Source organism: Rhodovulum kholense, assembly GCF_003053725.1.
Taxonomy (GTDB): domain Bacteria; phylum Pseudomonadota; class Alphaproteobacteria; order Rhodobacterales; family Rhodobacteraceae; genus Rhodovulum; species Rhodovulum kholense.
The window spans coordinates 89,235-107,885 of sequence record NZ_QAYC01000003.1; the positions used below are offsets into that span (position 1 = coordinate 89,235).

Sequence of the window (18,651 nt, forward strand, 5' to 3'; positions counted from 1 at the left end):
CGTAGCCATCAAGATTCGTTAACAAATCGTTTCGGTTTCGTGATGATTCAGCCTACCGTTTCGGGACATGCGCAAACCAAAACGATCAAGAGAAACCGACAGCGGAGGGCCGACCCAATGAAGATTCTCGTGGGATTGGATGGGCATGAGACGGGCGCAAGGGCGCTCGATCATGCAAAGCGACTGGCTGCGGCGATGGAGGACGCGGTCCTGCTTGTTGCCTATGTCATCGAATGGTCGCCCTATTCCTTTCAGACAGCCGAGGAAAACGCAGAGCGGCACAAGCGCCGGCTGGAAGAGGTCGCGGCGGCGCAGGAGCGCATCGTCGATCCGGCCGTGGCGGCGCTCGCAAAGGCCGGGTTCACGGCCTCGGGGCTCGTCCATCACGGCGATGTCGCGGACACGCTGCACCGGCTGGCCGAGGAAAACGGCGCGGACCTGATCGTGATCGGGCGTGCCTCGAAAGGCGGGTTCAGCCAGCGGCTCTTCGGGTCGTCGAGCGTGAACCTCGCGATGCACGCCACCATTCCCGTCACCGTTGTCGGCTGAGGAGATCCGAGATGACCAGATCGACATTCATCCCCGCCCTCGCGGCCGCGACGACGATCCCGGCAATGAGCCTTGCCCAGGAGGCCGCAACCATCGACGCCCGGGTGAACGAGGCCTTTGCCACGATCACCGGCCCCTTCGTGGCGCTGATCTTCGCGCCGATCCCGTTCACCGGCTTTCCCTGGATCGTGCTCTGGCTGGTGGTGGCCGCCTCGATCTTCACCTGGTATTTCCGACTGATCCAGGTGCGTGCCTTCTTTCACGCCATTGCGCTGGTCCGGGGCGACTATTCCGATCCGAACGATGCCGGAGAGGTCAGCCATTTCCAGGCGCTTGCCACGGCGCTTTCGGGCACGGTCGGGCTTGGCAATATCGCGGGCGTGGCGGTCGCCGTCGGCATCGGCGGGCCCGGGGCCACGTTCTGGATGATCCTTGCCGGTCTTCTGGGCATGGCGTCGAAGTTCACCGAATGCACGCTGGCGGTCAAATACCGCAACGAATACCCCGACGGGACGGTGTCGGGCGGGCCGATGTATTACATGAAGAAGGGCTTTGCCGAGCGCGGCCGGAAGGGCGGCGGCATCCTTGCGGTGCTGTTCTCGGTCTTCTGCATCCTGGCCTCGTTCGGGGCCGGCAACATGTTCCAGGCCAATCAGGCCCATGCGCAGATTTCCGGCCTTGTCGGAGACTATCCGGGCTGGATCACCGGGATCGTCTTCGCGGCCATCGTCTTCGCCGTCATCGTCGGCGGCATCAAGTCGATTGCCCGGGTCACCGAAAAGGTCGTGCCCTTTATGGGGCTTCTCTACGTGGGCGCTGCATTGGTGATCCTTGCGGCGAACTATGACCAGATCGGCTGGGCCTTCGGCCAGATCTTTGCCGGGGCCTTCACCGGTCTTGGCGTGGCGGGCGGGCTGGTCGGCGCGCTGATCCAGGGCTTCCGGCGCGCAGCCTTCTCGAACGAGGCGGGCGTGGGCTCGGCCGCGATCGCGCATTCGGCGGTGCGGACCAAGGAACCCACGACCGAGGGCGTGGTCTCGTTGCTGGAGCCCTTCGTCGATACGGTCGTGATCTGCACCATGACGGCGCTGGTCATCATCATCACGCGGCAACTGATGATCGACCCCGACACCGGCCGCTACATCGTTCAGGACGGGGCCATCCAGACCGTCGGCGGCACGTCGGGGGTGACCCTGACCTCGGCTGCCTTCGCCTCGGTCTTTTCCTGGTTTCCGGTGGTTCTGGTGCTGGCGGTGGTGCTGTTTGCCTTCTCCACGATGATTTCCTGGTCCTATTACGGGCTCAAGGCGTTCACTTACCTCTTCGGCGAGGGCAAGGTGCAGGAACTGACGTTCAAGGTCATCTTCTGCATCTTCGTCGTGATCGGGGCGTCGGCCAGCCTGGGACCGGTGATCGATTTCTCGGACGCGGCGATCTTCTCGATGGCGGTGGTGAACATCGCGTCGCTTTACGTGCTGATGCCGATCGTGCGCAGGGAGGTGAATTCCTATTTCGCCCGTCTGAAAACCGGCGAGATACGGAAATTCAGCGGCGCCCCGGCCGAATAGAGGCCCAGCTGCAGGAGGCGGCGTTCCGGCGCCGGCCCCATCTGCCAAAGCGGTCCACGACCCGCCCCTCACGCGACCGTCAGGCGGGCGGCTGCAACCGTCCCTGCGTCCTGAGCAGATTGCGGTGGCCTTCGGGCGGCCCCAAAGGCTCCGGGTCTGCTGACCCCCGCGGTCTTCCGGCATCGGGGGCGTGGTGGCAAGACCGGCTCACGCGCGCCTTTTCACGCCGTCCTTGCCCAGAAAGCTTGCGTATTGCTCGGCGGTGATGGGCCTCGACCACAGATGGCCCTGGCCGAGGTCGATGCCCATCTCTGTCAGGATCGCGCGCTGGGTGTCGTGCTCGACCCCTTCGGCGACCGACCGGATCCCCATGCCCTTGGTGATTTCGGCAATCGCCGCGACAATGGCCCGGTCGTCGCGCCGGACCGCGAGACCCGCGACAAAGCTGCGGTCGATCTTCACCTCGCTGACCGGGATCTTCTTGAGATGCGACAGCGAGGCGTGGCCGGTGCCGAAATCGTCAAGCGACAGCTCATAGCCCCGATCCGCGAGCGAATCCAGTACCATGGCCGCCATGTCCGTGCCGCGGCCGATGAAACAGCCCTCGGTGATTTCCAGCAGAAGGTCGTTGCCGTCGATCCCCTGCGCCTCGAACATCGCGATGGTGGACATGAGCAGTTCGGGCGATTTCAGGTCGTCGGGATGAATGTTCAACGCGATCTTGCCCGGGCTCAGCGCCGCCCGGCGCCAGGTCAGGATATGCCCGGCGATCATTTCGGCGATGTGGCGCGAAAGATCGGGCAAAACGCCCCGTTCGGCGGCGATGGACAGAAAACGGTCGGGCGGTATGTTCTCGCCACCGGCGGTTTTCCAGCGGACCAGCGCCTCGGCACCGACGGCCTGTCCGTCACGCAGCGAGATCTTGGGCTGATAGGCAATGCTCAGCCGGTCTTCCCGAAGCGCGATGCGCAGGCCCGCCTCGATCTCGTCGCTGGCGATCAGCTGCTGACGGAGCTGATCGTTGAAGGTGACGCACTGGCCGCGCCCGGTTTCCTTCGCGTGGTTGAGGGCAAGGTCGGCCCGAAGAAGCAGGTCGACCGGATCGGCGGCATCGTCGGGACAGATCGCCGCGCCGAAGGACGCGCCGGGATAGACCACGCCCCCGGTGAGCCGGGCCGGACCATGCAGAACCCTGAGCAGACGTCCCGCAATCGACTGGATCGCGGCCTCGTCCGTGGCGCCGGGCAGCAGGATGCAGAATTCGTCGCCCCCCAGTCGGCCGATCAGATCCCCTTCGGACAGGTTGGCCCGCAGCCGTCGCGACACCTCGGCCAGAAGCTCGTCGCCCACGCCATGCCCGAAAAGATCGTTCACGTTCTTGAAACGGTCGAGGTCCATCAGAAGCAGCGAGAAACTGCATCCGCCCGCCTTCTGTCTGTCGACCGCCTCACGCAGCCGGTCGTTGAAGGCCTTGCGGTTGACCAGCCCGGTCACGTCGTCGACATTGGCCAGCAGGAAATTCTCGTCATGCGCCCTTTTCAGGCGTGCCACGGCGTCCGACAGGGCCGCAACGGAGTCGTCGCGCTGCCGCGCGGTTTCGCCTGCCGTGAAGGCGAAATAGGCGAGGAAAACGCCGTAGGCTGCGGCAAAGGCGGTCACCGACCAGGCCTGATCCCAGCCCCCGAAATGGAGGGAAAAGATCACCGGCACGAGAATTGTCAGCATGTAGCACAGCGCCGCGACGAAGGCCCGGTGCAGCATGAAGGCCCCGCCCGACAGCATGCCGACGCAGACCAGCATGACGATCATCGGCTCGCCCGGACCGTGGGCGGCGAAGACATAGACCACCAGCGCGGCCCAGGGCAGGGCAAGCAGGGCGGATGTGCGGGCAAGGATGCGGGCCGCGCGCGGAGAGACCCGCGACACCCTGTGTCTGGCGGCTTTGCGCGACTTCCGGGTCATGGTCAGGCACAAAACCAGAACCGCGGGCAGCCAGAACGCCAGGAAGACCGCGTTACCGTCCTGATAGGAATTGGCGGCGAAGGCGATGGCATTGAACGCGGTGACCAGCGCGCCGACCGGCGTCCCGTGGACGACGCTTGCGGCATCCTCGGGGCTGGGATGCTTGGTCAATGCCGAACGGATCGGCGCCAGAACGGAGTTCGCCATTTGGCGCATCGCTCCCTCATTTCGTCGTTCCCCCTTCATTCCCATCGCACAACAGTCGTAAACTCGGTCCAAACTGCGACAAAAGAACCGATTCAATCTTATCGGGTTCGCCTCGGACCGCGGGACCGGGCGGGAGCGAGTTTCGGGCGCCCGGCCGCAAGACCGGGGGCGGGCGACGGTCCTGTCCGCCGGTGCCGGTGCCGATCCCCGCGGATCGCGAAGCTGTGCTATACTGGTGTGGACGATGGTCAGAAGGAGACGCGCACATTGCGGTTCACTGCGCTTTGTTTCGCCCTTGCGGCCGGGGTCGGGGCCGTGCTGGGCGGTGCGACCCCGGCGCGCGCCGGGGCCCCGGAGGTTCCGGCCTGGCTGCACGCGCATCTGGGCACCGGTGAGGGCCAGATCGCCCCGGTGGTTCTGGACAGGGCGCGCAGGCTCTACCACGAGAAACTGCAGCAGGGCACGGTGCGCAATCCCTGCTACCTGGCCATGGACGCAACGCGCCCAAGCACCGCGCGCGACGGCACGCCCGGGCGCCGGTTCTACGTCATCTGCGAAGCCCGGAAATCCTTTCGCGCGGTGTCGTCGGGTCATGGCAACGGGCGCAAGCTGCAGCGTGCGGATTTCTCGAACGGCCGCGACTGCGCAAGGCATTTCAGCAATGCCGAAGGGTCCAAGCTGACCGCGGGCGGTTCTTATGTGACCGCCGAAACCCGGACCTCCTTCAAGGGCTATGTCGGCGCCGCGAACCGGCGCGAACCCTTCTTCCGCACGTTCCTGCTTTTCGACGGGGAAGGCGAGACGGCGAATGCCCGGGAACGGGCCATCGGCGGACATCCGGCCGTTCTGGTGAGATGGCAGTGCCGGTTCAAGAACCCGGACAGCCCCCATGCCGACGCGAAGGGCTTTGTTCCCTATGGACGACTGGTCAACTATACCGGCGGCCGCAGCAATGGCTGCACCACATGGTCGGAGACCGCGTCCAAGGAGATTCTCGCGCTGGTCGAGGACAACCCGACCACGCTTTATATCTATCCGGAATCGGCCGATATCGACGCCGTCGCGGCCGCGGTGACGGCCGGCAGATCCCTGTCGCGCGCCGGCCTTTACTGGAATGACACCTGCCTGCAAACCATCCGCGCGCCCCGGTTCTGGCCGAAAGAGACGCTCGGGCCGATCATCGACGACTGGCGCGCCTCCCTGCCGAAACTCGCGCCGCCGGAACTGCCGATCTGCAAGTGAGGGCGGGGCGGCTCCTGCGCCGAACGGGTGTTGCGGTGCTGGCTGGAACTTCTCGGGCAAGGCAGGCGCTCGCGAGACCTGGCAGGGTTTTTCGAGGGGCCGGAAAGGTGCGCGCCAACGTTCGGGCATGACGGGATCAGGCCCGCCACAGCGGCTCCGGCGCGGGGCGGGTCGACCCTGCGCCCAAGGCGAGTTGAATTGCAGTCTCGCGGAACCCGGACTATAGGCGAAGATCATGCGCAGCTCTGTTCCTCCGCTTTTCCCGCCGTCGCGCCGACCCTCTTCCGGCGGGCCTGCCGCGCCGTTCCTGCCGATGAGCCGGGCCGAGATGGCGGCGCTTGGCTGGGACGAATGCGATGTCATTGTCGTGACCGGCGACGCCTATGTGGATCATCCGAGCTTCGGCATGGCGATCATCGGGCGCCTGCTCGAGGCCCAGGGATACCGCGTCGGCATCATCTCGCAGCCCGACTGGCAATCGGCCGAGCCGTTCAGGGCGCTGGGGCGCCCGCGGCTCTTCTTCGGCGTCACCGGCGGCAATCTCGATTCGATGGTCAACCGCTATACCTCGGACCGCAGGCTGCGCCATGACGACGCCTATACCGCGGGCGGCGAGGGCGGAAAACGGCCGGACCGCTGCACCATCGTCTACACGCAGCGCTGCCGCGAGGCCTACAAGGACGTGCCGGTGGTGCTGGGCGGGATCGAGGCCTCGTTGCGGCGCATCGCCCATTACGACTACTGGTCCGACAAGGTGCGCCGGTCGATCCTGGCCGATGCCAAGGCCGACCTGCTGCTTTACGGCAATGCCGAGCGCGCCGTCGTCGAGGTCGCGCACCGGCTGGCGGCCGGCGAGGTGGCCCGCGATCTCGACGCGATCCGGGGCGTTGCCCTGTTCCGCCCGGTGCCTGCGGAATATACGGAGTTGCGGGCCGACGATCTTGCCTCTGCCGACGAGGGCGCCAGCCGCAAGTCCGGCGACACCGTCATCCGGCTGCCCTCCTTCGACGAGGTCGCAAGCGACCGCGAGGCCTATGCGCGGGCGTCGCGCGTGCTGCACCGCGAGGCCAATCCGGGCAATGCCCGCCCGCTTGTCCAGCGCCATGGCGACCGCGATCTCTGGCTCAATCCGCCGCCTATCCCGCTGAGCAGCGCGGAAATGGATGCGGTCTACGACCTGCCTTACGCGCGCGCGCCGCATCCGTCCTATGGCGATGCGAAGATCCCCGCCTGGGACATGATCAAGTTTTCGGTCACGGTGATGCGCGGCTGTTTCGGCGGCTGCACCTTCTGTTCGATCACCGAGCATGAGGGCCGCAAGATCCAGAGCCGGTCCGAGGCCTCGATCCTGCGCGAGATCGAGCATATCCGCGACAAGACCCCGGGCTTTTCCGGCGTGATCTCGGATATCGGCGGGCCGACCGCCAACATGTACCGGATGGCCTGCAAGGACCCGAAGGTCGAGGCCGCCTGCCGCCTGCCGTCCTGCGTCTATCCCGAGATCTGCCCCAATCTCGATACCTCGCATGACGACCTGATCCGGCTGTACCGCAAGGTCCGCGAGGTCGAGGGCGTCAAGAAGGTGATGGTCGCCTCCGGCGTGCGCTACGACCTGGCCGTCCAGAGTCCGGACTATATCAGGGAACTCGTCACCCATCATGTCGGCGGCTATCTGAAGATCGCGCCCGAACATACCGAGCGCGGCCCGCTCGAGCTGATGATGAAGCCTGGCATCGGCACCTATGACCGCTTCAAGGAGATGTTCGATGCCGCCGCCCGGGAAGCGGGCAAGAAATATTACCTCATTCCCTATTTCATCGCGGCCCATCCCGGCACCACCGACGAGGACATGCTGAACCTCGCGCTCTGGCTGAAGAAGAACCGCTATCGCGCGGATCAGGTGCAGACCTTCCTGCCCTCGCCCATGGCCACGGCCTCGGCCATGTACCACACCGGCATCAACACGCTGAAAGCCGTGCGCCGGGGCGCCTCCGAACGGGTCGAGACCGTGCGCGGCGGGCGCCAGCGCCGCCTGCACAAGGCCTTTTTGCGCTATCACGACCCCGAGAACTGGCCGCTTCTGCGCGAGGCGCTTAGATCCATGGGGCGTGCGGACCTCATCGGGCCGCGCCCGGACCAGCTTGTGCCCGCCACTCAGCCGCTCGGAACCGGAAAGATGGGCGCGAAGAAACGTCCCGCGCGCGGCGGCTTCAGGGGGCAGACCTTCACCACCAAGGGCGTGCCGCTGCCCCGGAAATAGGCTGCGCGCTCAGGCGCCGGGGGGCGGGCCGTTTTCGCCTTCCGCGGCCGGCGCCGGATCCTCGCGCTGCAGGACGGCGGCGAAGAAGCCGTCGGTATCGTGGCGCGCGGGGGTCAGCGACAGGTATTCGCCCTCGACCGCTGCCGCCAGCCCGGGCGCGGCCTCGCGGGGCGGCACGACGCGAAACCCGGGATGCGCCGAGAGGAAGGCGGCCACCCGGTTTTCGTTCTCCTCGGCCAGCATCGAGCAGGTCGCATAGACCAGCCGTCCACCGGGCTTCACCAGCCGCGCGGCACTCGCGAGGATCCGGCCTTGCAGCGCCACGAGACCGTCCAGCCCGTGTTCCTCCGGCGACCGCCAGCGAGCATCGGGATTGCGCCGCCAGGTGCCTGTGCCGCTGCAGGGTGCGTCGACCAGGACGCGATCAAAGCTGCCTTTCTGGCGCTTGACCCACCGGTCGGTTTCGCTGGTCAGCAGACGGGTTTCGGTATTCTGGATGCCCGCGCGCCGGACCCGTTCGGCACAGCGCTTCAGGCGCCCCTCGCTGACATCGCAGGCGACAAGGCGGCCCTTGTTGGCCATCTGGGCCGCAATCGCCAGGGTCTTGCCACCGGCTCCGGCGCAGAAATCGGCCACGCGCTCTCCGGGCCGGGCATCGACCAGCAGGGCGACCAGTTGCGAGCCCTCGTCCTGGATCTCGATCGCGCCGGTCCTGAGCCCGTCGAGGCGGGCAAGCGACAGGCGTTCGTTCAAACGGATGCCATAGGGCGCAAGCCTTGAGACCTCGGGCCGAAGGCCAAGATCCTTCAGTCCGCCAAGCACGGCCTCGCGCGTCGATCGGATCGGATTGACCCTCAGATCAAGCGGGGAGGGGGTCAGAAGGGCCGCCATCTCGGCCTCGAAGGCCGCCCCGAAGCGCCGCCGAAGCGCCGCCTCCGCCCAGGCCGGGCATTCAAGGCGCACCTCGTCCGGCATGGCCGGATGAACGATGGTGCAGCCCCGCAGCCGGGTCAGGAACGCCTGTTCGCGCTCGGTCAGGGCGGCGGGCGCGGCTTTCGCGCCATTGAAAAGGCGTCTGATCCGTTCGGGCGTCCTGCCCTCGCCAAGCACGAGCCAGGCCAGCAGCCGGTCGCGGGGCGTGGCGTCGCGCCCCTGTTTCGCAAGCCACCACCCAAGCCGTGCATGATGGCGCAGAAGCGTCTGCAGCAGCTCGATGATCGCCCCCCGGTCCCTGTCGCCGATATGGCGCCGCGAGCGGACCCAGGCGGATACGACAGCATCGGCAGGGCGCGCGGCGCTGTCGATGTCACTCAGAAGATCGAGGGTGGCTTGCAGGCGAGCGGCAGGGGTCACGGTCGGAGGTCGGGCTCGAAACGGTTCAGGACAGGGGCGAGACACGCGTCCGGTCGCGGGGCGTGCCTCCTGGCCGGTCCCGGCGGCCTTGCGGCACTCGCCGCGGTCTTAGCCGGAAGATCCGCCTTTGGAAACCGTCCTTCGCGCCGCGCCGCCAGGGTCGGACGCGCTGCGCGGGCGGTCCTGCGGGACGCCGCCTTCGCCTCCTGGGTCAGGGGGGCGGGCGCCGGGAGCGTTCCACGGCCCGCGCGCGAAGTGCGCCCGAACCGGCGCAAGGGCAACGAGGCGGACGCGATCTGCGGCCAGCCGTGTGCAGGGCTCGGGCGCGCGGCCCGCCGGCGACCGCCAGAGAGGGGCGGTTCCCGGCGGACCGGCTCGGGCCCTTGGTCAGACCGCGGTGAAGGTTCGCACGAATTCAGTTGCGGGTCTTGCGCGGATCTCGGCGGGCTTGCCCACCTGTTCGATGCGTCCCATCGACATGACGACGACGAGATCGGCCAGTTCCATTGCCTCTTCCTGATCATGGGTCACGAAAACGGTGGTCAGGCCGGTATTGTCATGGATTTCGCGCAGCCCCTGGCGCAGCTCCTTGCGCACCCTGGCATCGAGCGCGCCGAAGGGCTCGTCCAGCAGCAGCATCCGCGGCTCGATCGCCAGCGCGCGCGCCAGTGCCACACGTTGCCGCTGCCCGCCCGAAAGCTGGTTTGGATAGCGGGCGCCGATGTCGGGCAACTGGATCAGGTCCAGCAGCCGGGTCACGCGGCGGCCGATCTCGGCCTCGGTGGGGCGTTCCCTGCGCGGCCGCGCGCGCAGGCCATAGGCCACGTTCTCGAACACGGTCATGTGCCGGAAAAGCGCGTAGTGCTGGAAGACGAAGCCCGCGCGCCGATCCTGGACCGAAAGCCCGGTCGCGTCCGCCCCGTCGAACCGCACCCGCCCCGAGGTGGGAAATTCAAGCCCCGCGAGGATGCGCAGAAGCGTCGTCTTGCCCGATCCCGACGGCCCGAGCAGAGAGATCAGCGCGCCTGACGGGATGAACAGCGACACCGGATGCAGCGCCCGTTCGGTGCCGAATTCCTTCGCGAGTTCCTCGAGTTCGATATTCATGGGCTGTCCTTTCTCAGTGACGGCACGTGGCCGCCAGCAGGTCCGCATGGCGCCATTCGAGCAGGGATTTCAGCAGCAGGGTCAGAAGCGCCAGCATCGCCAGCACCGAGGCCAGCGTGAAGGCCGCGACCGAGAGGTATTCGTTAAAGAACATCTCGACCATGGTGGGCATCGTCGCCGTCTCGCCGCGGATCTTGCCGGAGACGACGGCGACCGCGCCGAACTCGCCCATGGCACGCGCGTTGCACAGCAGCACGCCGTAAAGCAGCGCCCAGCGGATGTTGGGCAGCGTCACGGTGAAGAAGGTGCGCCAGCCCGACGCGCCCAGCGTCAGCGCGGCCTCTTCCTCGGTGCGGCCCTGTTCGATCATCACCGGGATCAGCTCGCGCGCGACGAAGGGGAAGGTCACGAAGAGCGTGGCCAGCAGGATCCCCGGGAAGGCGAAGACGATGCGGATGTCATGGGCCATCAGCCAGACGCCCAGCGACGAGTTCGCCCCGAAAAGCAGCACCAGCATCAGGCCCGCCACGACCGGAGAGACCGAGAACGGAAGATCGATCAGGGTGATCAGGAAAGCCTTGCCGCGGAAGTCGAACTTGGCGATGGCCCAGGCGGCCGCGATGCCGAAGACGGCGTTCAGCGGCACCGCGATGACGGCGATGCTCAGGGTCATGCGGATCGCCGCCTGCGCATCGGGCAGCGAAAGCGCTGCGATCATGCCGCGCCAGCCCTGGGCCAGCGCCTCGGCGAAGACCGTCGCAAGCGGCGCGAAGAGAAAGATTGCCACGAAGAGGATGGCGAGGCCCACTAGAAGCGCGCGGGCCAGCGGCGGTTCGGTCGTGACCGGGACGGGTCGCGAAAGGACGATGTCAGACAAGGCCGATCCTCCGTCTGCTCCAGATCTGGATTGCGTTGATGGCCAGCAGCATGGCGAACGAGATCAGCAGCATCGCGATCCCGATCGCCGCGGCGGCGTCGTAATTGTATTCCTCGAGCCGGATCACGATCAGCAGGGGCGCGATCTCGGTCAGGCCGGGAATGTTGCCCGCGATGAAGATGACCGAGCCGTATTCGCCCACCGACCGCGCCAGCGCGAGGGCGAAGCCCGTCAGCAGCGCAGGCGTCAGCGTCGGCAGGATCACCCGGCGTAGGGTGTGGCTCCGGCGGGCGCCCAGCGTGGCGCTGGCCTCCTCGATATCGCGGTCCAGTTCCTCGATCACCGGCTGGACGGTGCGCACGACGAAGGGCAGGCCGATGAAGACAAGCGCCAGCCAGATGCCGGTCTCGGTATAGGCGATCCGCAGGCCGACCGGCGCCAGCGCCTGTCCGAAGGGGCCGTTCGGGGCATAAAGCGCGGTCAGCGCGATGCCCGCGACCGCAGTCGGCAGCGCGAAGGGCAGATCCACCGCGGCGTCGATGAGGCGGCGGCCCCAGAAACGGTAACGCACCAGCACCCAGGCCAGCACCAGCCCGAAGACGAGGTTGAAAAGCGACGCGATCAGCGCCGCGCGAAACGACAGCGCCAGCGCCGACCAGACCCGGCGCGTGTTCACCATCCCCCACAGCTCTGCCGGGCCGATCATGAGGCCCCGGCCCAGCAGCGCGCCGATGGGAAGCAGGACCACGATGGACAGCATCGCAAGCGCGATCCCGAAGCTCAGCCCAAACCCCGGAAGGGGAGAGGGCGCGCGGAGAAGGGCCGCTTTCATAGCTCAGTCCTCGTAGATCTGGTCGAAGATGCCGCCTTCGCCGAAATATTTCGGCTGCACCACGGGCCAGCCGCCAAAATCGGCGATGGTGACAAGGTCGAGATCGGGGAAGCGCGCGACATCTTCGGGCGCGGCCTGCGACAGGTCCCAGGCGCGGTAGTAGTGGTGCAGCGCCAGCGCCTGTGCCTCGGGGCTGTAGAGATGGCCGAGATAGGCCTCCGCCACCTCGCGCTGGGCGTCCGACGTGATGTTGCCGTCGACCAGCGTCACCGGCGGCTCGGCAAGGATCGAGACCGAGGGCACCACGATGTCGAAGGCGTCGTCGCCAAGGCTTTCAAGGGCGAGGAAGGCCTCGTTCTCCCAGGCCAGCAGCACGTCGCCGATGCCGCGCTGGGTGAAGGTCGTGGTCGATCCGCGCGCGCCGGTATCCAGCACCGGCACGTTGCGATAAAGCGCGCGGACGAAGTCGCGCGGATCGAGGCCGTTGCGCTCGGCATAGGCCCAGGCCGCGAGGAAGTTCCAGCGCGCGCCGCCCGAAGTCTTGGGGTTGGGCGTGATGACCTGCACCTCGTCGGCGACGAGGTCGTCCCAATCCTTGATGCCGCGCGGATTGCCTTCGCGCACGAGGAACACGATGGTCGAGGTATAGGGCGAGGAGTTGTGCGGCAGGCGCGATTGCCAGTCGGCCGGGATACGGCCCGTACGCTCGGCGATCTGGTCGATATCCGCGGACAGCGCCAGCGTCACCACCGTTGCCTCGAGCCCGTCGATCACGGCCCGGGCCTGCGCGCCCGCGCCGCCGTGCGACTGCCGGAGGGTGACCGGCGCGTGGCCCTGCGCGATCCACCAGGCGCTGAAAAGATCGTTGTAGGCGCGGTAGAATTCCCGGGTCGGGTCGTAGGACACGTTGAGGATCTCGACAGTCTCCTGTGCCATGGCCGGAAGCGGCCCGCCGATGGCAAGACCGATGGCGGCGGCCCGCAGGATACCTTTCAGACGGCTGGTGCGCCGCTCGGCCCGAAGGCTTGCGACTTGCACCGGACGCGCATTGCGTTCGGTCCGGCCGTCGCCGGAACGGCGGCGGACAGCGCCCCGGGCACGTCTTCGTGCACCGATTTCTATGGTTCGAAACATGTCCGGTCCTCTGCTGGTCCCTGTCGAATTCTGGTGTCAGGCCAGCGGGGCAGAGCGCCTGTCGCGGGGGATGAAACCGCGCGGTCGCGCCGCCGGCGCCGCCTGACTCCATAATAACGACAGGAATAATCGTGAATAACAAGGAAAGAAGCTCGCTCTTTTCTGTCGTGATTTTGGAAGATCCTTCTCCCGGGAAGGACCGCGGACAGGCGAGGCCCGCGCCGGACCGGGCGCCTTGCCTCGGAGCGGCAGGTGGCGGCGATTCGATCTCATGGTCCGGGCCGGGCGGGCGGTGGGCTCGGCAGAGCGAAGGGATGTGCGGCTTGACGAGCCCCCGAGGGCTCAAGCGGCCGATGGCCGTTTCGAAACTCGGCCGGCTTTGAGGACTGGTTTGCGCGCAGGGCGGCGGCAGGCTCCGGGGCTTCTCGGCAGCCACCCGGACGCATCCTCCCCGTTGGCGGTAATCCATTCCCCGGCGTCGACGGCGACCTTGCAAGAGAGCCCGTCAGCGCCCGGATCGCCGATCCGGTGCGGCTGCGGATCATTCGTCCCAAGGCATGGCCAACCGTGCGACGGACCCACCGAACGTCACAGGCGTCGCGGCGTTCGCCGCCAAAAGACGATAAACATAATAGACATTACGTATAAATATGGCATGCTCGCATCGACTCGTCAGCTATGGCCGTCCCGGGCCGGAAGGAGGCGCGATGACGTTCGACCGGATCGACCTGAAGATCCTCGATATCCTCCAGCGCGATGCGACCGTACCGGTTGCCCGTATCGCCGACCAGGTCGGGCTCTCGCAAACTCCCTGCTGGAAGCGCATCCAGAAACACGAGGAGGCCGGCGTGATCCGCGCCCGTGTGGCGCTGCTGGATCCCGATGCGCTTGGGCTGTCGATGACCGTCTTCGTCCTGGTGGAGGCGGTCGAACATACGCCCGACTGGCGGGCGGGCTTTCTGGCCGTCATCGAAAGACTGGAGGCGGTCCGCGATGTGTACCGGCTGGCCGGGACCCACGATTTCCTGCTGCGGGTGGTCGTGGCGGACATGGCCGCGTTCGACCGGTTCTATGAGGAGCTGACGGCCGGGGTGCGACTGCGCAGCGTGAACTCGATCTTCGCGCTGGAATGCCTGAGGGCCGAGACGGCCCTGCCCCTGTCCGCCCGCGGGGCGGGGATCGACGCCCGGTCATAGCCCCAAGGGCACGCTGCCGGTCGGCCGGGGTGTCCCGCCGAAATCGCCTCGAGCCTTTGCATGTCCGAAGGCAGATCCGGTGTCCTTGCCGGGACAGGCGCGGAAGACGGGGGCGTGGGGCTCAGGCCCCCGGACGACCCCAGAGGTCGTATTCGCCCGCCTCTTCGACCTCGACCGTCACCAGATCGCCCGGCGCCAGCCCCCCGGCGCCCTCGTCGATGAAAAGACAGCCGTCGATTTCGGGGGCATCGGCCTTCGTGCGGCAGGTGGCGATGCCGTCGGCGTCGATCTCGTCGACGATGACCTCGATGCGTTGGCCGACCTTGGCCGCCAGCTTCGCCTCGGAAATGGCCTGGGCCTTTTCCATGAACCGCTCCCAGCGGTCCTGCTTGACCTCGGCGGGAACATGATCGGGCAGGTCGTTGGCCGCAGCCCCCGCGACGTTTTCGTATTGAAAGCAGCCGACCCGGTCCAGTTGCGCCTCGTCGAGCCAGTCCAGCAGGGTCTGGAATTCGGCCTCGGTCTCGCCGGGATAGCCGACGATGAAGGTCGAGCGCAGCGCCAGATCGGGGCAGACCGCGCGCCAGGCGGCGATCTCGTCCAGCGTCTTCGCGGCCGCCGCGGGCCGGGCCATGCGTTTCAGCGTGTCGGGGTGGGCGTGCTGGAACGGGATGTCCAGATAGGGCAGGATCAGCCCCTCGGCCATCAGCGGGATCAGCTCGCGCACATGCGGGTAAGGATAGACGTAATGCAGCCGCACCCAGATCCCGAGCGATCCCAGATCGCGGGCCAGATCGGTGATATGCGCCCGGTGGCCCTTTTCGGTCGCGTGCTTCAGGTCGACCCCGTAGGCCGAGGTGTCCTGGCTGATGACCAAGAGCTCCTTGACCCCGGCTTCGGCCAGCTTCTCGGCCTCGCGCAGGACCGCATGGGCCGGGCGCGAGGCAAGCCTGCCGCGCATGTCGGGGATGATGCAGAAGCGGCAGTGGTGATTGCAGCCCTCGGAAATCTTCAGATAGCTGTAGTGGCGCGGGGTCAGGCTGACCCCCGAGGCGGGCAGCAGGTCCACGAACGGATCGGGCGCGGGCGGCACCGCGCCATGGACCGCATCCAGCACCTGTTCGTATTGATGCGGCCCCGTGACCGCCAGCACGGTCGGATGCGCGCCGGTGATGTAGCCCGGCTCGGCCCCCAGACAGCCGGTGACGATCACCCGGCCGTTCTCCTTCAGCGCCTCGCCGATGGCCTCAAGGCTTTCGGCCTTGGCGCTGTCGAGAAAGCCGCAGGTATTGACGATGACCGCATCGGCGCCCGCGTAATCGGGCGAGATCGCATAGCCTTCGGCGCGAAGCCGGGTCAGGATGCGTTCGCTGTCGACCAGCGCCTTGGGACAGCCGAGCGACACCATGCCGATGGTCGGCTGGCCGGGACGGGCAGGCGTCTCGATCCGGGCGCGGGGCGCCAGGTCGGGACGCAGGTCGGGCGGGTTCGGCGATCTGGGCTGGGACATGGGCGAGCCTATACGCCAGAGCGCCCAGTCTGGGAAGTGGTCTGGAAAGCAGCCGCAGGCTGCCGGGGCGGGTTGTTGCGGGCGTCCGGGCGGCCTAGGCTTGGGCCATGGGTTTCATCGTCGGGCGGGGGATATGATGCGCTGGGTGATCCGGGGTCTTCTGGGAGTGGCGGTTCTGATCGGGCTGGCGGTGGCGGCGGTTCTGCTGATGCCTGCGGACCGGGTGGCGCGGCTGGCCGCCGATCAGGTGCAGAAAGCCACCGGGCGCAGCCTGACGGTCGCGGGCGGGGTCCGGCCCTCGCTCTGGCCCGAGATCGGGGTCGAGACCGGTGCCGTCACGCTGGCCAATGCCGACTGGTCCGAGGCCGGGCCGATGCTGTCGGCCGAGGGCCTTGCGGTGGGCATCGATCTGTCAGCACTTCTGCGGGGCGAAATCGCGGTGCGCGAGGTCACGGTTCTGGCGCCGCGCATCTTGCTGGAACGGGCCGCCGACGGGCGGGTCAACTGGGACTTTTCCGCTGGAACGCAGGCGGCGGACGACCCGGCCGCGCCCGACGCCGCCCCGGATGCGGCCGGGCCGGGCGAGGGCCAGGGCCCCGGTCCGCTGGCCGGGCTGACCCTTGACCGGGGCGAGATCTCGGATGGCGATCTGGTCTATCTCGATCATGCCAGCGGCGCGCGGACCGAGCTTTCGGGCGTGGATGCCACCCTCGCGCTGCCCGACCGGGACGGTCCGGCCGATCTCAAGCTGACGGCGGTGCTGAACGGGCAGGAGATCGGGCTGTCGGCGCGGCTGGGCCATGCCGCCGCGCTGGCAGCGGGGGACCCGACGCGGCTGACGCTTGAGAGTGCGCTGGGCCGGGCCAGCCTGGCTTTCGACGGGCAACTGGACCTTGCGCCCCTTTCGGCCGAGGGCAAGCTTTACGCCGACCTGTCGGATCTGCGGGCGATCTTCGCCGCCGCGGGGGCCACGCCGCCCGGTCTTCCGTCCGGCGTCGGCCAGCGGCTCGTGCTGGAGGGGCAGGCGGCCTACACGCCCGAAGGTGCGATCCGTCTTGACCGCGCGAGCCTCCGGCAGGACGGCAATACCCTGATCGGCAACCTGGCCTTCGCGCCCGCCACCCCCCGGCCGCATCTTGAGGCGCAGCTTTCGGCCGGAACCCTCGACCTGACGGCTTTTTCGGGGGACGGCAGCGGGTCGTCCGCCGCCACGGGCGGGGGCGGTTCATCGGGCAAGCCCAACGGCGGGGGCTGGTCGACGGCCCCGATCGATGTGGGCTGGCTCGGCGCGCTCGATGCCGAAATCGGGTTCAAGGCCGAGGCCATCAATGCCGGCAAGGTGCGGCTGGGGCCGGTGCGGCTTGACGCGCGGCTGGAAGACCGGCGGCTGGCGGTCGATCTGCACGAGCTGCAGGCCTATGCGGGCAATGTCACCGGCAGTGTGGTGGCAAATGGCCGGACCGGCCTGTCGCTGGCGGGCGATCTCGATATTGCGGGGGTGTCGGCCCAAACGTTGCTGAGCGATTTCGCCGGGTTCGACCGGCTGGTGACCTCGGCCGATCTGCAGCTCGACCTGCAGGCCTCGGGCAATTCCGTGGCGGCGCTGATGGGGTCGCTGTCGGGGGGCGGGGCGCTTGGCTTCGGGCAGGGCGAGTTTCGCGGGCTCGATCTGGCGGGGATGCTGGTAAATCTCGACCCGTCCTATATGGGCGCGGGGGCGCGGACGATCTTCGACTCGATTTCGGCGAGCTTCACCATTGACCGGGGCGTTCTGTCGAATTCCGATCTCAGCATCTCGGCGCCGCTGCTGACCGCCAGGGGCAGCGGCCGTGTGGGCCTTGCGGCGCGGACGCTCGACTATACCATCGTGCCGACCGCCTTGCCGGGGGCCGATGGCGGCGGCGTCAGCGTGCCGCTGAGGATCACCGGCCCCTGGGCCGCGCCGAATGTCCGGCTGGACGTCGAGGCCCTGGCCGAGGCGCGGCTGAAACAGGAGCGCGAGGCGCTGGAACGGAAGGCGCGCGACCGCGCGGCCGAGGAGCTGGGCGCGGGAACCGACGAAAGCCTCGAGGATGCGGCCCGGCGTCGGCTGGGCGAAGAGGCGTCCAAGGGGTTGCGGAAACTGTTCGGGGATTGATCGGGGATTGATCGGCCGGGCCGCGCGGCGCCCCCGGACCCCGGGGGCGCGCGCAGACGGAGCCTAGCGCTTGCGGTCGCGCCGCGCGCTCATCGGCTGGAAGGCGACGCCCACATGGGCCTCGCAATAGGGTTTGCCCTGCTGGACCGGCAGCCCGCAGAACCAGAAATCGTCGGTCGCGGGATCGCCGATCGGCCATTTGCAGGTACGTTCGGTCAGCTCCATCAGGGTCAGCCGCTTGGCGGTCTTTTCCACCTCGCGCACCGAGGCCAGCGCCTCGGGGCTGATTTCATTGGCCGAGGGCTGAGGCGGCAGCGGCTGGCCTGCGGGCACGATGGCCTTGCGCGACGAGGGCGGCGGCGGGGCCGCGCTTTGCGCCTCGGGAGCGGGGCTTGCGGCGGCTGGGCGGCTTGCAGGGGCCGGTTCGGGCCGTGGCGCAGGGGCCGCCGCCGCAGCGGGCTGTTCGGCCTCGGGTTTGGGTGCAGGCTTGTCCTTGGCGGCTGGAGCCGCCGCAGCCTCCGGGGCCGGGCGCGCGGGCGCGGCCCCCGCACGGTTCGACAGGCCCAGCCGGTGCACCTTGCCGATCACCGCGTTGCGGGTCACGCCGCCCAGCTCCTTGGCGATCTGGCTCGCCGACTGGCCCTCGGCCCACATGCGTTTCAGCGTTTCGACACGTTCATCCGTCCAGGACATGACATTCCCTTGGCTCGCGGCAGT

General features: G+C 67.8%; 14 protein-coding genes. 6 read left to right on the forward strand and 8 right to left on the reverse strand.

The genetic code is table 11. From position 1 onward, the window contains the following. The first annotated feature begins 117 nt into the window (after positions 1-117). A complete protein-coding gene (locus C8N38_RS05145; protein ID WP_108024616.1) occupies positions 118-549 on the forward strand; it encodes a universal stress protein in 432 nt (143 codons plus the stop codon). A gap of 11 nt (positions 550-560) precedes the next feature. After that, positions 561-2,117 (forward strand): alanine/glycine:cation symporter family protein, encoded by a 1,557-nt coding sequence (locus C8N38_RS05150; RefSeq protein ID WP_108024618.1) that lies wholly within the window; start codon positions 561-563, stop codon positions 2,115-2,117. A 207-nt stretch (positions 2,118-2,324) separates the two neighbouring features. Here the strand turns inward: C8N38_RS05150 and C8N38_RS05155 are convergent, their stop codons facing one another. Further along, positions 2,325-4,286: a putative bifunctional diguanylate cyclase/phosphodiesterase gene (locus tag C8N38_RS05155; RefSeq protein WP_108024620.1), complete on the reverse strand. Its 1,962-nt coding sequence runs from the start codon at positions 4,284-4,286 to the stop codon at positions 2,325-2,327. 267 nt (positions 4,287-4,553) lie between these two features. Between C8N38_RS05155 and C8N38_RS05160 the strand changes: the two genes are divergently transcribed. Both C8N38_RS05160 and C8N38_RS05165 read left to right on the forward strand, forming a co-directional pair. Continuing rightward, entirely contained in the window at positions 4,554-5,528 is a 975-nt protein-coding gene (locus C8N38_RS05160; RefSeq protein ID WP_245895516.1) for a murein L,D-transpeptidase catalytic domain-containing protein, read from the forward strand. 235 nt (positions 5,529-5,763) lie between these two features. Continuing rightward, positions 5,764-7,788: a YgiQ family radical SAM protein gene (locus tag C8N38_RS05165; RefSeq protein ID WP_108024624.1), complete on the forward strand. Its 2,025-nt coding sequence runs from the start codon at positions 5,764-5,766 to the stop codon at positions 7,786-7,788. A gap of 9 nt (positions 7,789-7,797) precedes the next feature. Here C8N38_RS05165 and C8N38_RS05170 read toward each other — a convergent pair whose 3' ends face one another. The 5 genes from C8N38_RS05170 to C8N38_RS05190 all read right to left on the reverse strand — a co-directional run bounded on the left by C8N38_RS05170 (position 7,798) and on the right by C8N38_RS05190 (position 12,893). Continuing rightward, positions 7,798-9,141: an RsmB/NOP family class I SAM-dependent RNA methyltransferase gene (locus tag C8N38_RS05170; RefSeq protein WP_108024626.1), complete on the reverse strand. Its 1,344-nt coding sequence runs from the start codon at positions 9,139-9,141 to the stop codon at positions 7,798-7,800. Between the two features lie 387 nt (positions 9,142-9,528). After that, the gene (locus C8N38_RS05175; RefSeq protein WP_108024627.1) at positions 9,529-10,248 is read right to left on the reverse strand and encodes a sulfate/molybdate ABC transporter ATP-binding protein; all 720 of its coding nucleotides are present in this window, start codon (positions 10,246-10,248) and stop codon (positions 9,529-9,531) included. Positions 10,249-10,261: 13 nt separating this feature from the next. Then, positions 10,262-11,125 (reverse strand): sulfate ABC transporter permease subunit CysW, encoded by an 864-nt coding sequence (gene cysW, locus C8N38_RS05180; RefSeq protein ID WP_108024629.1) that lies wholly within the window; start codon positions 11,123-11,125, stop codon positions 10,262-10,264. Next, positions 11,118-11,957, reverse strand: coding sequence for a sulfate ABC transporter permease subunit CysT (gene cysT, locus C8N38_RS05185; protein WP_108024631.1), 840 nt, complete (start codon positions 11,955-11,957; stop codon positions 11,118-11,120). The genes cysW and cysT overlap by 8 nt, the downstream gene beginning before the upstream one ends. 3 nt (positions 11,958-11,960) lie before the next feature. Then, on the reverse strand, positions 11,961-12,893 hold the full coding sequence (locus C8N38_RS05190) for a sulfate ABC transporter substrate-binding protein (protein ID WP_215731095.1): 933 nt from the start codon (positions 12,891-12,893) through the stop codon (positions 11,961-11,963). 905 nt (positions 12,894-13,798) lie between these two features. On the opposite strand from C8N38_RS05190, the gene C8N38_RS05195 reads away from it, so the two are divergent. Further along, complete coding sequence (locus tag C8N38_RS05195) at positions 13,799-14,287, forward strand: Lrp/AsnC family transcriptional regulator (protein ID WP_108024635.1); 489 nt, start codon at positions 13,799-13,801, stop codon at positions 14,285-14,287. Between the two features lie 121 nt (positions 14,288-14,408). On the opposite strand, the gene rimO is transcribed toward C8N38_RS05195, so the two are convergent. After that, entirely contained in the window at positions 14,409-15,797 is a 1,389-nt protein-coding gene (gene rimO / locus C8N38_RS05200; protein WP_108024637.1) for a 30S ribosomal protein S12 methylthiotransferase RimO, read from the reverse strand. Positions 15,798-15,933: 136 nt separating this feature from the next. Between rimO and C8N38_RS05205 the strand changes: the two genes are divergently transcribed. Continuing rightward, positions 15,934-17,934, forward strand: a complete 2,001-nt coding sequence (locus tag C8N38_RS05205; RefSeq protein ID WP_158272305.1) for an AsmA family protein — start codon at positions 15,934-15,936, stop codon at positions 17,932-17,934. A gap of 63 nt (positions 17,935-17,997) precedes the next feature. Here the strand turns inward: C8N38_RS05205 and C8N38_RS05210 are convergent, their stop codons facing one another. Continuing rightward, entirely contained in the window at positions 17,998-18,627 is a 630-nt protein-coding gene (locus C8N38_RS05210; RefSeq protein ID WP_108024641.1) for a GcrA family cell cycle regulator, read from the reverse strand. Positions 18,628-18,651: the final 24 nt, after the last annotated feature.